This is a genomic window from Nonomuraea sp. CX421 (assembly GCF_059358955.1).
Map to the genome: position 1 here is coordinate 1 of NZ_JCADBK010000018.1, position 13,094 is coordinate 13,094.

At 72.6% G+C, this 13,094-nt stretch carries 12 protein-coding genes and 1 pseudogene; 4 read left to right on the forward strand and 9 right to left on the reverse strand.

The annotated features are described in order from the left end of the window. From AC5L3X_RS27370 to AC5L3X_RS27410, 9 genes and pseudogenes are all read right to left on the reverse strand, one after another. Positions 1-329 (reverse strand): annotated as a pseudogene (locus AC5L3X_RS27370) (RNA-guided endonuclease TnpB family protein); the annotation flags it as partial. Between the two features lie 320 nt (positions 330-649). Then, complete coding sequence (locus tag AC5L3X_RS27375) at positions 650-2,083, reverse strand: aldehyde dehydrogenase family protein (protein WP_494860657.1); 1,434 nt, start codon at positions 2,081-2,083, stop codon at positions 650-652. Positions 2,084-2,139: 56 nt separating this feature from the next. Then, positions 2,140-3,339, reverse strand: coding sequence for a P1 family peptidase (locus AC5L3X_RS27380; protein WP_494860659.1), 1,200 nt, complete (start codon positions 3,337-3,339; stop codon positions 2,140-2,142). Positions 3,340-3,380: 41 nt separating this feature from the next. Continuing rightward, complete coding sequence (locus AC5L3X_RS27385; protein ID WP_494860660.1) at positions 3,381-4,562, reverse strand: M20 family metallopeptidase; 1,182 nt, start codon at positions 4,560-4,562, stop codon at positions 3,381-3,383. Next, a complete protein-coding gene (locus AC5L3X_RS27390; protein ID WP_494860662.1) occupies positions 4,559-5,527 on the reverse strand; it encodes an ABC transporter ATP-binding protein in 969 nt (322 codons plus the stop codon). Before AC5L3X_RS27390 ends, AC5L3X_RS27385 begins: the two co-directional genes overlap by 4 nt. Continuing rightward, the gene (locus AC5L3X_RS27395; protein ID WP_494860664.1) at positions 5,496-6,410 is read right to left on the reverse strand and encodes an ABC transporter ATP-binding protein; all 915 of its coding nucleotides are present in this window, start codon (positions 6,408-6,410) and stop codon (positions 5,496-5,498) included. Before AC5L3X_RS27395 ends, AC5L3X_RS27390 begins: the two co-directional genes overlap by 32 nt. Continuing rightward, a complete protein-coding gene (locus AC5L3X_RS27400) occupies positions 6,397-7,230 on the reverse strand; it encodes an ABC transporter permease (protein WP_494860666.1) in 834 nt (277 codons plus the stop codon). Before AC5L3X_RS27400 ends, AC5L3X_RS27395 begins: the two co-directional genes overlap by 14 nt. Beyond that, positions 7,227-8,174 (reverse strand): ABC transporter permease, encoded by a 948-nt coding sequence (locus tag AC5L3X_RS27405; protein WP_494860667.1) that lies wholly within the window; start codon positions 8,172-8,174, stop codon positions 7,227-7,229. The genes AC5L3X_RS27400 and AC5L3X_RS27405 overlap by 4 nt, the downstream gene beginning before the upstream one ends. Then, the gene (locus AC5L3X_RS27410) at positions 8,171-9,664 is read right to left on the reverse strand and encodes an ABC transporter substrate-binding protein (protein ID WP_494860669.1); all 1,494 of its coding nucleotides are present in this window, start codon (positions 9,662-9,664) and stop codon (positions 8,171-8,173) included. Before AC5L3X_RS27410 ends, AC5L3X_RS27405 begins: the two co-directional genes overlap by 4 nt. 109 nt (positions 9,665-9,773) lie before the next feature. On the opposite strand from AC5L3X_RS27410, the gene AC5L3X_RS27415 reads away from it, so the two are divergent. From AC5L3X_RS27415 to AC5L3X_RS27430, 4 genes are read left to right on the forward strand one after another with little or no spacing between them, the layout of a single operon-like run. Next, the gene (locus AC5L3X_RS27415; RefSeq protein WP_494860671.1) at positions 9,774-10,502 is read left to right on the forward strand and encodes a FadR/GntR family transcriptional regulator; all 729 of its coding nucleotides are present in this window, start codon (positions 9,774-9,776) and stop codon (positions 10,500-10,502) included. 35 nt (positions 10,503-10,537) lie between these two features. Then, entirely contained in the window at positions 10,538-11,506 is a 969-nt protein-coding gene (locus AC5L3X_RS27420; RefSeq protein ID WP_494860673.1) for an adenylate/guanylate cyclase domain-containing protein, read from the forward strand. Positions 11,507-11,557: 51 nt separating this feature from the next. Then, positions 11,558-12,046 carry a SigE family RNA polymerase sigma factor gene (locus AC5L3X_RS27425; RefSeq protein ID WP_494860675.1) on the forward strand — a complete coding sequence of 163 codons (489 nt, stop codon included), beginning with the start codon at positions 11,558-11,560 and terminating at the stop codon, positions 12,044-12,046. After that, positions 12,043-13,077, forward strand: coding sequence for a hypothetical protein (locus tag AC5L3X_RS27430; RefSeq protein WP_494860677.1), 1,035 nt, complete (start codon positions 12,043-12,045; stop codon positions 13,075-13,077). The genes AC5L3X_RS27425 and AC5L3X_RS27430 overlap by 4 nt, the downstream gene beginning before the upstream one ends. The last annotated feature ends 17 nt before the right edge of the window (positions 13,078-13,094 follow it).

Consider the following 13,094-nt stretch of genomic DNA (forward strand, 5'->3'; position numbering starts at 1 on the left):
GGGCGAAAGACGATCGGCCGGGCCAGCACCCGCTCACGCCGGACGGAGCCGGGCCTGCCCAGATGGCCGTTGCGGACATGGGCGTGCAGGGTGGTGTAGGCGTCGGCGACCTTCTTGATGACGTGCTGCGCGGCCTGGGCCGCCAGCCCGTACCTGTCCTTGACCTGCCCGTAGACGTGCCTGCGCAGATCGTAGTTGCGAAACACCCGCCGGTCGTGGGCGAGCTGCGAGACCCAGGTGGCCGCGTCGTTGACCGCGCGCAACGTCGCCTCCAGCGCCGCCGCCTGCTCAGGCGTCGGCAGCAGCTTCACCCGCACCACCAGCTTCACCTCGAACACATTATCGCCAAGCCCACGCCACCGGGATGGAAACCGAACCCCGGCGTGAGAAGAGGGCGGACGCGTCGTCCGCCCGCTTCACGCGCATGTGATCTTCACCCTGAGCCGCTCCACGGCCTACCGGTCACCGCACCGCTCGCGCCTTGGCGGCCCTCCCGCGCTGTCGTTTCCTCCCGGGCGTAAACGCCCGGGGTTCCACGCCAGATCACGCTGAAGGGATCGCCGAGCCCGGCTCGTGCGTGCACGAGACGAGGCCGGCCCGATCACAGGCTGCGCGGCCCAGCGACCCTTCGCGTGCTCTCCGGGCCAGGTCAGGGGCGGATGACGGCCATCCGGGTGACGGTGAACTCCTCGATCGCGAAGCGCGGCCCCTCTCGGCCGATGCCGGAGTCCTTGACCCCGCCATAGGGCATGTTGTCCGCCCGAAACCCCGGCACGTCGTTGACCACCACTCCCCCGGCCTCGATCCGCTCGATCGCGGCGAACGCCGTGGCCAGCGACCGGGTGAACACCGAGGCGTGCAGGCCGTACCGTGAGGCGTTGACCGCCGCGAAGGCGGCGTCGAGGTCGGGCACCGAGCGCACGCACACGACCGGCCCGAAGATCTCCTCGTCCCAGGCGGCGGCCCTGTCGGGCACGTCGGTGAGCACCGTCGGCGTGATGGCCCGCCCGTCGGCCGTGCCGCCCGCGACCAGGCTTCCGCCGGAGTCGCGCAGCCAGCCGAGCACCCGTTCGGTGGAGGCGGGGTCGATCAGCGGCGCGACCCGGGTGTCCGGCGAGCGAGGGTCGCCCACGACCACGTCCTTGACCCGGTCGGCGAGCAGCGCCAGGAACTCCTCGCGCACCGGCTCCTCGACCAGCACCCGCTGCACCGAGATGCACGCCTGACCGGAGGCGTAGTAGCCGCCCCGCACGACCGCGTCGGCGGCCGCCGGCAGATCGGCGTCGGCGGCCACCACGAGCGCGGCGTTGGACCCGAGCTCCAGCAGCACCTTGGTGGGCGCGGCGTTGCGGGCGATGACATGGCCGGCGGCGGCCGAGCCGGTGAACGACACGGCCCCGATCCGCCGGTCCTCCACCAGGGTCCGGCCCACCTCGACGTCACCGGTGACGAGTTGCACCGCGGCCGGGGGCAGCGCGCCCGTCGCGCGCAGCAGGTGGACCAGCCAGAGCGTGGCCAGCGGCGTGGCGGGGGCGGGCTTGACGATCACCGGGCAGCCGGCGGCCACCGCCGGTGCGATCTTGTGCGCGGCCAGCAGCAGCGGATAGTTGTAGCCGGTGATCCCGACGACGACGCCGATCGGCCGGCGCGTCCAGAAGCCGACCAGCCCCTCCCCCGCCGGCAGCAGGTCGAGCGGCACGGTCTCGCCGTGCAGCCGGGCCACCTCCTCGGCGGCGGTGGTCAGCGTGACCAGCGTCCTGGCCACCTCGACCCGGCAGTCGGCCAGAGGCTTGCCGGTCTCCAGGACGAGCAGCCGCTCGAACTCCTCCCGCCGCCCGGCCAGCGCGTCGTGCGCGCCCATGAGCGCGGCGCGGCGGGCGTGCGAGGGCAGCGCGGCCATGGCCGGGGCGACGGCGAGCGCCTCGTCGACGGCCCGCGCGGCCAGCTCGGCGGTGCCGACCGGCGCGGCCGCCACCACGGACCCGTCATAGGGAAAGATCACGTCGGACGTCTCGCCGGTCTCCACCCACTGGTCACCGACGGGGAGCCCGGCCGGCCACTCCCGGTCCGGCCACTCCCGCACCGGCCGGCTCCCTCCCCGCGTGTCGGGTGCGGGTGCTCCATTCTCCGCTGGTCGTGTCATGAAATATCCCTCAGTGCGCTCGGAAACACGTCGAGGTACGCGGGTGCGCCCTCGCGCCCGGTCGCGGCCAGCACGGCGTGCGCGACGGCCCGGCTGAACACGTCCGCCCCCGCCGCGAGCAGGTCGTGCAGCTGCGCCGCTCCGGGCCCGGCGCCGTCGTCGGTCACCGTACGGGAGCCGTACACCCGCTGCTCTCCCTCCGGCATGGGCAGGGCGCAGGTGGCGACCGCGAAGATCGTGTCGCCGTCGACCATGGTGTGCGCGGGCCTGATCGCCCTGGCCAGCCCGTCGTGGGCGACCCCGGCGAGCTTGCCGCACTGGGCCTTGGTCAGCGTCAGGTCGGTGGCGACGACCCCGATCGTGGTGTTGAACGAGGTCACCCCGACCGGGTTCCAGGCGGCGACCTCCTCCGGCAGCGGCTCGCGGAGATGGTCGAACTCCCCCGGCAGGCCGTACCTGGTGCCGGAGAGCCTGCCGCCGCCGGGGTCGAGCACGGACCCGGCGGCGTTGACCACGGCCAGCGCGGCCACGGTGACGCCCGAGGGCAACAGGACGCTGGCCGTGCCGACGCCGCCGGCCAGCCCGCCGGCGACCGCCCCGGCGCCCGCGCCCACCGACCCGTTCGCCGCTCCTCCGGCGCCGCCATCGCCGCCCCCGCCGTGCGGCCACGGGGCCCCTGAGGCACCCTCGGCACCGATCACGCCGGGCGCGGCGGTGACCCCGATCGCGGCGTCGTAGGCCGCGGCGCCGAGGGCCGCGCCGGGCGTGGCGCGGAACCGGCCGCCGCGGCCCAGGTCGTAGATGACGGCGGCGGGGACGATGGGCACCACGCCGCCTTCGACGGGGTAGCCGACGCCCGCGTCGGCGAGCCGCTCCATCACGCCGCAGGCGGCGCTCAGCCCGTAGGCGCTGCCGCCGGTCAGCACGATGGCGTGCACGCGTTCGACCAGGTTGCGGGGGTCGAGCAGCTCGGTCTCGCGGGTGCCGGGCGCGGCGCCGCGCACGTCCACCCCGGCCACCATGCCGCCCTCGGGAGCGAGCACGACGGTGGTGCCGGTGCGGTGGCCGTCGTCCAGCCTCCACGCGTGCCCGACCCGGAGCCCGGACACGTCGGCCAGCGAGTTGGCCGGCCCGGAGACCAGCCCCGCCCTCTGACCGGGGAGCGGCGAACTCCCGCCGACCGGTCCGCGGGCCACACCGGCATCGGGAAGCGCCGAACTTCCGGCCGGGCGGGGAGTCACGCGGATGTCCCGGTCAGGAAGCGGCGGGCGGCCTCGGCGAAGACGCGGGTGCACTGGACGATCTCGGCCACCTCGACGTACTCGTCGGCCTGGTGCGCGATCCACTTGCCGCCCGGCCCGTACACCACGGACGGGACGCCGCCCCAGTGCGTGAGGACGGTGCCGTCGGTGGAGCCGGGCACGCCGCCGTAGACCGGCTCGGCGCCGGTGACCGCGCGGTGCGCGCCGGCCAGGGCGACGACGACGGGATCGTCCACGGGCACCTCGACCGGCGGCCGGTCGACCAGGCTCGTCACCTGGGCGGCGATGCCGTCGGCGGCGGCCAGCACGGCCACCCGGTCGGCGATCTCCTTGTGGTCCAGCCCCGGGATGGTGCGCACGTCGACGAAGACGGACGCGACGGCTGGGATGACGTTGACCTGCTCCTCGGTGCCGGCCCGGACGACGGTCGGCGTCACGTACACCTCGCCGAGGTGCTCGTGCGCGGGGTGGCGCCGTTGCAGCTCCCGCTCCAGGTCGCGCAGCGCGACGAGCAGGGAGCCGACGGCCTGGATGGGGTTGCGGCCGTGCTGCGGCATCGCGCCGTGGGCCATCTTGCCGGTGAGGTCGACGCGCAGCCGCAGCGCGCCCTTGGCGACCGCGCAGATCTCGCCGGCCTCGGGTTCCGCCACGATGGCGCCGTCGACGCCGGCGGCCAGCCCTTCGGCGACGAAGTGGTGGACGCCGAGCATCAGGCCCTCCTCGTCGGCCAGCGCGCACACCTTGATCCGTCCCGGGAACGGTCCAGCGAGCTGCAGCGCTCGGGTGGCGTAGAGGGTCGCGGCCAGGCCCGACTTCATGTCGGCGCTGCCCCGCCCCCACAGCCTGCCGTCGCGGATCTCGCCGCCGAACGGGTCGACGGTCCAGGTCGACAGGTCGCCCTCGGTCACGACGTCGGTGTGGCCCTCGAACATCAGCGTCGGCCCGTCACCGCCGCCGCCCTCGACGACGGCCACCACGTTCGGCCGGCCGGGCGCGGCCTCGGAGACGACCGGCCGCCAGCCCCACTCGCGCATCTTCGCGGCGACCAGCTCGGCGGCGGGCCGCTCGCTGCGGCCGAGCGCCGGGTCGTTGGTGCTCGGGACGCGGACCAGCGCCTGGGTGAACTCCACCACTCCCTGGGCGTCGACGTCGATCACAACACATCCTCCAAAGTCGGTACGGCCTCCAGCAGCGTCCTCGTGTAGGGGTGACGCGGCGCGGCCCACACGTCGTCGACCGGGCCCGTCTCGACGATCTCACCACCGTTCATCACCGCCACGGTCTCGCAGACGTGCCGGACCACGGACAGGTCGTGTGAGACGAAGACCAGGGTGAGGCCGAGCTCGTCGACGAGGTCGGCCAGCAGGTTGAAAATCTGGCCGCGTACGGACACGTCGAGCGCGCTGACCGGCTCGTCCGCGACCAGCACCTTGGGGCGGGGCGCGAGCGCGCGGGCGATCGCGATGCGCTGGCGCTGGCCGCCGGAGAACTGGTGCGGGTAACGGTCGGCGGCCGAGGCGGGCAGGCCGACCTCGTCGAGCAGCTCGGCGACCCGGCCGCCGACGGGCTCGCCGAGGGCGACGAGCGGCTCGGCGACGAGGTCGCGCACCCGCATGCGGGGGTCGAGCGAGCTCATCGGGTCCTGGAAGACGATCTGCAGGCTGCGGCGCAGGAAGCGCAGCCGCCGTTCGGACCTGCCGGCCAGGTCCTGCCCGTCGAACCGGATGACGCCGCTGGTGGGCTGGTCGAGCGCGCACAGCAGGCGCAGCAGGGTCGACTTGCCGGAGCCCGACTCGCCGACGATGCCGAACCGCTCGCCCCGGCGGACGGTGAGCGACACGCCGTTCAGCGCGTGCACGGCCTCGCCGGGCCTGGTGAGCGAGGTGCGGGGGCGGCGGTAGACGCGGGTGACGTCGCGGGCCTCGATCAGCGGCCCGGTCTCGGGGGATCCGGCGAGACCGGAGTCAGCGTCAGGCACCGCGTCAGGCACCGCGTCAGGCACCGCGTCAGGCACCGCGTCAGGCACCGCGTCAGGCACCGCGTCAGGCACCGCGTCAGGCACCGCGTCAGGCACCGCGTCAGGCACCGCGTCAGGCGCCGGGGTGCCAGCATGCGAAGGCATGGCCGTCTCCTGTCAGCGTCGGCTCGGTCTCGCAGGCGGGGCCGGCCTGCGGGCAGCGGTTGCGGAAGACGCACCCGTCGGGGAACCGTCCCGCCGGCGGGACGCTGCCCTGGATCGTGGGCAGCCGGGTGCCGCGCGGGGTCAGCCGGGAGGCGGCCAGCAGGCCCTCGGTGTAGCGGTGGCGGGGCCGGGCGAACACCTCACGGATGGGGCCGGTCTCGACGACCCGGCCGCCGTACATGACCAGGACGCGCTCGCAGATCGAGGCGACCACGGCCAGGTCGTGCGTGATGAACAGCAGCGCGGGCGCGACCTCGGCGATCAGCTCCAGCATCTGCTTCTGCACGGTGACGTCGAGCGCGGTGGTGGGTTCGTCGCAGATGAGCAGGTCGGGCTCGTTGGCCAGGGCGATCGCGAGCATGACGCGCTGGCGCTGGCCGCCGGAGAGCTGGTGGGGGTAGGCGCGGGCGAGCTGGCCGGGCCGCGGCAGGCGTACCCGGCCGAGGAGCTCGACGGCGCGCTCACGGGCCCGCGCGGCGGGCTCGCCGTGCAGGGTCATGACCTCGGCGACCTGCGCGCCGACCCGCATGAGCGGGTTGAGCGCGGTCATCGGCTCCTGGAACACCATGGAGACGTCCCGGCCGCGCAGCCGCTTGAGCCGGCCTTCGGGCACGCCGAGGAGGTCGTGCTCACGCAGCCTGGCCGTGCCGGTGGCGGTCACGCCCTCCGGGAGCAGGCCCATCAGCGCCAGCGCGGTCAGCGACTTGCCGGAGCCGGACTCGCCGATCAGGCCGACGCGTTCGCCCGGCGCGATGGCGAACGACACCTCGCGCACCAGCCGTACCGACTCGGCGCTGACGCTGAGACCCTCAACGCTCAGCACGGATCCTCCTGAGCTTGGGGTCGAGATGGTCGCGCAGGCCGTCGCCCAGCAGGTTGAACCCGAGGACGGCCAGCGCGATCGCCAGGCCGGGCCACAGCGCCAGGCGCGGCGTGGAGAACAGCAGCTCCTGCGACTCCTGCAGCATGCGGCCCCAGGAGGGGGTCGGCGGACGGGTGCCGAAGCCGAGGAACGACAGCGCCGCCTCGGCCAGGATGGCGATCGCGAAGGACACCGACGCCTGGACGATCAGCATGGAGCCGATGTTCGGCAGCACGTGCCGGAACGCGATGGCGGTGCCGCGCTGGCCCGCCGCCCGGGCGGCGAGGATGTAGTCGGTCACCATGACCTGCAGGGTGGCGGCCCTGGCCACGCGGGCGAACGCCGGCACGGTGGCCACGCCGATGGCGATCATGGCGGTGAGCGTGCCGGCCCCGTAGACGGCGCCGAGCATGACGGCGAGCAGCAGCGCGGGGAAGGCGAACACGAGGTCGTTGACCCGCATGACGAGCTCGGACAGCCAGCCGTACGGGGTCATCCCGGCGATCACGCCGAGCGGGGTGCCGAGCAGCGCGGCGATGCCGACGGCCACGATGCCGACGTAGAGCGTGGTGCGCGCGCCGACCATGAGCTGGCTGAGGGTGTCGCGGCCGAACTTGTCGGCGCCCAGGAGGTAGCCGTCGCCGGGGTCGCGCAGCTTGCCCGCCGCGTCGACGAGCGTGGGGTCGTGCGGCGTCCACACGAACGACACCAGCGCCGCCAGCACGACGAGCCCGACGAGGACGGCTCCGGCGACCAGACCGGCGTTGACCCGGAGTCTCATCGCGCCCCCCTGAGCCGGGGGTCGAGCGCCGCGTAGGCCACGTCCACCACGAAGTTGATCAGCAGCACGGCCACCACCAGCACCATCACCACCCCCTGGACGAGCAGCAGGTCGCGCCCGGCGACGCCGTTGAGCAGCAGGTCGCCCAGGCCGGGGATGACGAACACCCGCTCGACCACGACCGCGCCGATGAGCAGGGTGGCCAGTTGCAGGCCGAGCACGGTGACCACGGGGACGGAGGCGTTGCGCAGGCCGTGACGCCACAGGGCGCCCATCCGGCCCCTGCCCTTGGCCCGGGCGGTGCGCAGGTAGTCCTCGCGCATCACGTCGAGGACGGCGGAGCGGACGTACCTGGTCAGGACGGCTCCCTGGACGAGGCCGAGCGACAGCCACGGCAGCAGCAGGCCGCGCAGCCACTCGCCCGGGCTCTCGGCGAAGGGCACGTACCCGCCCGACGGGAGCGCCTGGGCCTGCACCGCGAACACGAAGACGAGCAGGATGCCCGCCAGGAAGGCGGGGATCGCGATGCCGACCTGGCTGGCGGCGCTGATCGCCACGCCGAGCGGGTCGCGGTGGTGGACGGCGGCGAAGACGCCGAGCGGGACCGCGATGAGCAGCGCGATCACCATGCCGCCGAGCACGAGCGTCACCGTGACGCCGAGCCGGTCGGCGACCTGCGGCCCGATGGGCGAACTGGTCACGTAGGAGGTGCCGAAGTCGCCCTGGGCGAGACCGCCGAACCAGTCGGCGAACTGCGCCGCGGCCGGCCGGTCGGTGCCGAACTGCCGCCGCAGCTCCTCCAGCGCCTCGGGAGTGGCGTTGACGCCCAGCGCGATCTCGGCCGGGTCGCCGGGCAGCAGGGCCATGAACGCGAAGACCACCACACCGGCGACGGCGGTGCTCACGACGAGCACCGCCAGCCGCTTGACGAGGTAGAGGATCACTGCTTGGCGAGCGCGGTGAAGTCGAAGGCCTCCGCGATGCCGTTCTTCGGCAGCCCGGTGACGCCCTTCTTGGCCACGATCAGGTTGGGGAACAGGAACAGCCAGTCGGCCGCGGCGTCGTCGGAGAGCATCCGGGCGGCCTTCTTCAGGTCGTCGATCTGCTGCTGCTCGCTGCCCTGGTCGGCGGAGGTGAGCAGCTTGCCGAACTCCGGATTGTCGTACCGGAAGTAGTAGGACTTGTCGGCGAAGATGCTCATGTCGTGGGGTTCGACGTGGTTGATGATGGACAGATCGTAGTCGGCCTTGGTGAACACCAGGTCCAGCCAGCGAGCCGGGAACTCCAGGGGCTCGATCTCCGCGTTGATGCCCACCGGGGCCAGCTGCGACTTGACCACCTGGGCGCTCGCCACCGCGTAGGGCAGGTTGGGGATGCGCATCTTGACGTCGTACGTCTTGCCGCCGAGCAGTTCCTTGGCCTTGGCGACGTCGTAGGGGTAGTCGCCGGTGCGGTCCTCGTACCAGGGGTCGGTGGGCGGCACCATGGAGCCGATCAGCCCGCCGCGGCCGGCCCAGGCGGTGTCGAGCAGCGCCTTGTGGTCGATCGCGTGGCGCACCGCCTGGCGCACCTTCTTGTCGTTGAACGGCGCGCGGTCGTTGTTCATCGACAGCACGACCTCGCCGTTGGTGGTGCCCTCGACCGTCTCGAAGCGGCCGGGATCGGCGAACTGCTGCAGCGACTCGGGCGCCTGGACGCTGGAGATGACGTCGATGCCGCCGGTCAGCAGCGCGTTGTTCATCGCCGTGGCGTCCTTGAAGTACTTCAGCGTGACGGCCGTGACCTTGGGCTTGGCGCCCCAGTAGGCGTCGTTGCCGTTCAGCTGGATGGAGTCGCCGCGCTTCCAGGAGGCCAGTGTGTAGGGGCCGGTGCCGACGGGCTTGTTGGCCAGGTCGTCGACGCCGGTGCGGCTGAACATCGCGCCCAGCCGGGTCGTCAGCGTGTAGAGGAAGCCGTTGCTCGGCTGCTTGAGCGTCACGACGACCGTCGACTCGTCGTCCTTCTCGACCCGGTCCACCGAGTCGAGCTGCGACTTGATCTTCAGCTTCCAGTCGGACTTGACGCGGTCGAACGAGAAGATCACGTCGTCGGCGGTGAACGGGGCGCCGTTGCTGAACGTGACGCCCTTGCGCAGCGAGAAGGTGTAGGTCTTGCGGTCGGGCGAGACCTCCCACTTCTCGGCGAGCAGCGGCTGGATCGAGCCGTCCTGACCGAGCTTGACGAGCCCCTCGTAGACGTTGACGAGCAGCGCCTGCGGGATCGCGGCACCCTCGGTCGAGGTGAAGTCGAGGTTGGCCGGCTCGGCCACGAACCCGACGGACAACGTCTGGCTCCCGGCCGCCTGCCCCGCGGGCTCGCCTCCGCCCCCGCCGCCACAGGCGGTCGTGCCCAGCAGGAGACCGCCCACGGCGATCCAGATGCCGATGCGCCTCATGTCCAACAGCCTCCTGGATAGTGCACTGGTCCGACCAGTAGGCTGCACATTGCCAGTCGGTGACGGCTCGGGTCAAGGGGGCGAAATGGGTGGTCCACGGTTCGAGCCGGTGCGAACCGTACGTGCCTACGAGCGCATCGTCGAGCAGGTCGAGGAGGCCATCGAGAGCGGCACGCTCTGCCCCGGGCAGCGGCTGCCCAGCGAGCGTGACCTGATGGGACAGTTCTCGGTGAGCCGCTCCACGGTCCGCGAGGCGCTGCGCGTGCTGCAGGCCCGCGGCCTGGTCAGGTCCCGGCCGGGCGACCCCCATGGCGCCGAGGTCCAGCCGTTCACCCCCACCGAGCTGCGCAAGTCGATGACCATGCTGGCGCGGGTCGACGGGCTGTCGCTCGGCGAGCTGGTGCAGTTCCGCATGGTGCTCGACTCCTCGGCCAACCTGCTGGCGGCCCGGCTGCGCACCGACGAGCAACTGGCCGAGATGGACACGGCCATCGCCGCGATGCGGGCCGCCGTCGAGGTGGGATACGACGAGTTCAGCACCGCCGACGTGGCCTTCCACGACACGGTCGCGCGGGCCAGCGGCAACAAGCTCATCCAGATCTGCACCGAGGTGGTCCGCTCGATCGTGCTGGGCCTGATCGCCGACAAGATCGCCGCCGCGCCCGACCGCGTGGCGCTGATGCGCCGGAGCATCCGCCACCACGAGGAGGTCCTGGCCGCCGTCCGCGCCGGCGACGGCCCGCTGGCCGCCCGGCTTTCCCGGCGGACCATGTACGACTACTACGTGGGGTACGTCCCCACCAGCGAACGTCCGGCGCTCCGGGCCCTCCTGGAGTAGCCATAACACCCGCTTTGGCGGTGTATGTTGCAGCCGTGGCCCGCGAGGAACAGGACGGGCTTGCGGAGGCGTTCCTGCGTGAGCCCCGTCGCTACACCAGCCACCAGGTCGCCGAGATGGCCGGGGTGCCGGTCTACCGTGCGCGCCGGTTCTGGCGCGCACTGGGTTTCCCGAACGTCGCCGACGACGCCGTCGAGTTCACCGACTCCGATGTGGAAGCGCTCAGAACGCTGCTCGGCATGGTGAGCGACGGCATCTACGACGAGGAGCACGTCCTGCTCATCGCCCGCTCGCTGGGCCGGGCCTCCACCCGGCTGGCCGAGTCGCAGGCGCAGCTCGGCGCCGAGGCACTCGACCAGGCGGGCGTGCCGCTGGCCGAGCGGCCCAGGGCGTGGCGCAGGCGGGCCGAGCGGGTGGTGCCCGACCTGGCGAAGCTGCTCGTCTACTCCTGGCAGCGCCAGCTCGCCGCCGCGGCCGGCCGGATGGCCGTCCAGGAGCGGAGCGCGGCCCGGCTGGCCGTCGGCTTCGCCGACCTCGTCGGGTTCACCAGGCTGAGCAGGCAGATCACCGAGTGGGAGCTGGCCCAGCTGGTCGACGCCTTCGAGGGGCGCTCCTCCGACATCATCACCTCCTCCGGCGGGCGCGTGGTCAAGACGCTCGGCGACTCGGTGCTGTTCGTCGCCGGCAAGGCGCACGAGGCGGCCGAGATCGCGCTGCGGCTGGTCGAGATCCACGCCAGGGTCAGGGGCATGCCGGAGCTGCGCGTCGGCCTGGCGGCCGGGCCGGTGATCTGGCGGATGGGCGACGTGTTCGGCACCACGGTCAACCTGGCCAGCCGGCTGACCGCGCTGGCGCTGCCCGGCACGATCCTGGCCGATCCGGAGATGGCCGAGGAACTGGAGGGCGACCGGGCCTTCCACCTGCGGGCGGTCGACCGGCTGTCGGTGCGCGGCCTGGGCGAGTTGGCCCCCTTCACGGTGATCCGCGCCGGCCGGGCAACCTGACGCCTTTCCCGGCGCGTCCCTCCCTTCAGGAACCTAACGGGAGGCGATTTGGTGGCTAATCGTGCCTTATATCAAGATTTCGTGGTGGCGCGGTCCGACCGGCTGTTACGCACTGCCTACCTGCTGACCCGGGACTGGGCCCTGGCCGAGGACCTGCTGCAGGAGGCGCTGGCCAAGACGTGGTTTGCCTGGGCGCGAGTGGACGACCCCGAGGCGTACGTGCGCAGGGTGCTGGTGACCACGTACACCTCGTGGTGGCGCCGGAAGTGGCGGGCGGAGCGCCCCGTCGGCGACCTGCCCGACACACCCGTCCTCGACGCGACGGGCCGGCTGGGTGAGCGCGACACGCTCTGGGAGGCCGTCGGCAGGCTCCCGGCCAGGCAGCGCGCCGTCGTGGTGCTGCGCTTCTACGAAGACCTGCCGGTGACCGAGGTGGCCAGGCTGCTGGGCTGCGAGCCCGGCACGGTCAAGAGCCAGACGGCCAAGGCCCTAGCGAAACTACGCGTGGACGACCTGATCACGAAGGAGCTGCACCGATGACCGTACAAGACCTGCGAGACGTTCTCCACGCGCACGGCGAGGGCCCGGCTCCCGCCAACCCGGTGCGCAACGAGCAGATTCAGGTGCGCATCCGCCGAATCCGCCTCCGCAGGCGGCTCGGCGCCGGCACCGCCGTGCTGGCGATCGCCGCACTGGGCTTCCCCTTGCTGTCCGGTACGGCGGAGCCGCGACCCCAGATCACGGTCGCCACCCAGCCGTCCGGGCCATCCGCCGCGTCCGGGGCCGCCGAGCTGCCCGAGAGGTTCACCTCCCCGGACGGCACCGAGTACCGGCGCCTCGCCCTGACCTCCATCAAGAGAACAGGCAGCGAGACGGCCAAGGTGACGATCCCGGTCACGGGCAGGCCGCTGGACGTGGCGGGGATCTGCACGTCCGGCGGCACTACGGGCGGCAGCCCGATGGTGAGGATCGACGGAATCAACATGGGGGGTTACTTCGGCCCCTGTGACAAGGAGATGAGGCTCCTGCCGTTGACCGTGCCGCCTGGCGCCCGCGACCGAATCACGCTCACCTTCGACGCGAAGCGCAGCGGTACGGCCTGTGTGCGGGCCGACGGCAAGGGCCCCTGCGAGCCGGTGAAGCCCGAGCGGGCCGCCTGGACGCTGGGCGTGTACGAGTGGACGCCGCCGGAGCGGCCGGTCGAGCCGAAGGCGCCCAGGGCCCTGCCCCGCCGCATCGACGGCTACTCGCTGGCCGACTCCTCGACGGGCACCTGGCCCCGGGAGAAGTCGGCTACCTTCCGGGTCCTGGGCGACGGCCGCCCGCTCGGCATCGACCAGATCTGCACCGGCGACCTGGCCGACCGGCTGTGGTTCGCCTACCGGGTGGACGGGAAGGACAGCTCGTCCAGCGATTCGTGCGGCGTATGGAAGAAGGGCTCGTTCCCCATGGCCATGACCATGTTCACGGTGCCGAAGGGCAAGCAGGTGACCATCACGGTGACGTTGCGCATGAGGGGCGAAGCCACGAACCGCCCGGTCCGCTGGTCGGTCGGCCTCTTCCGGAAGTAGGGAGCGCCGGTGAGGGC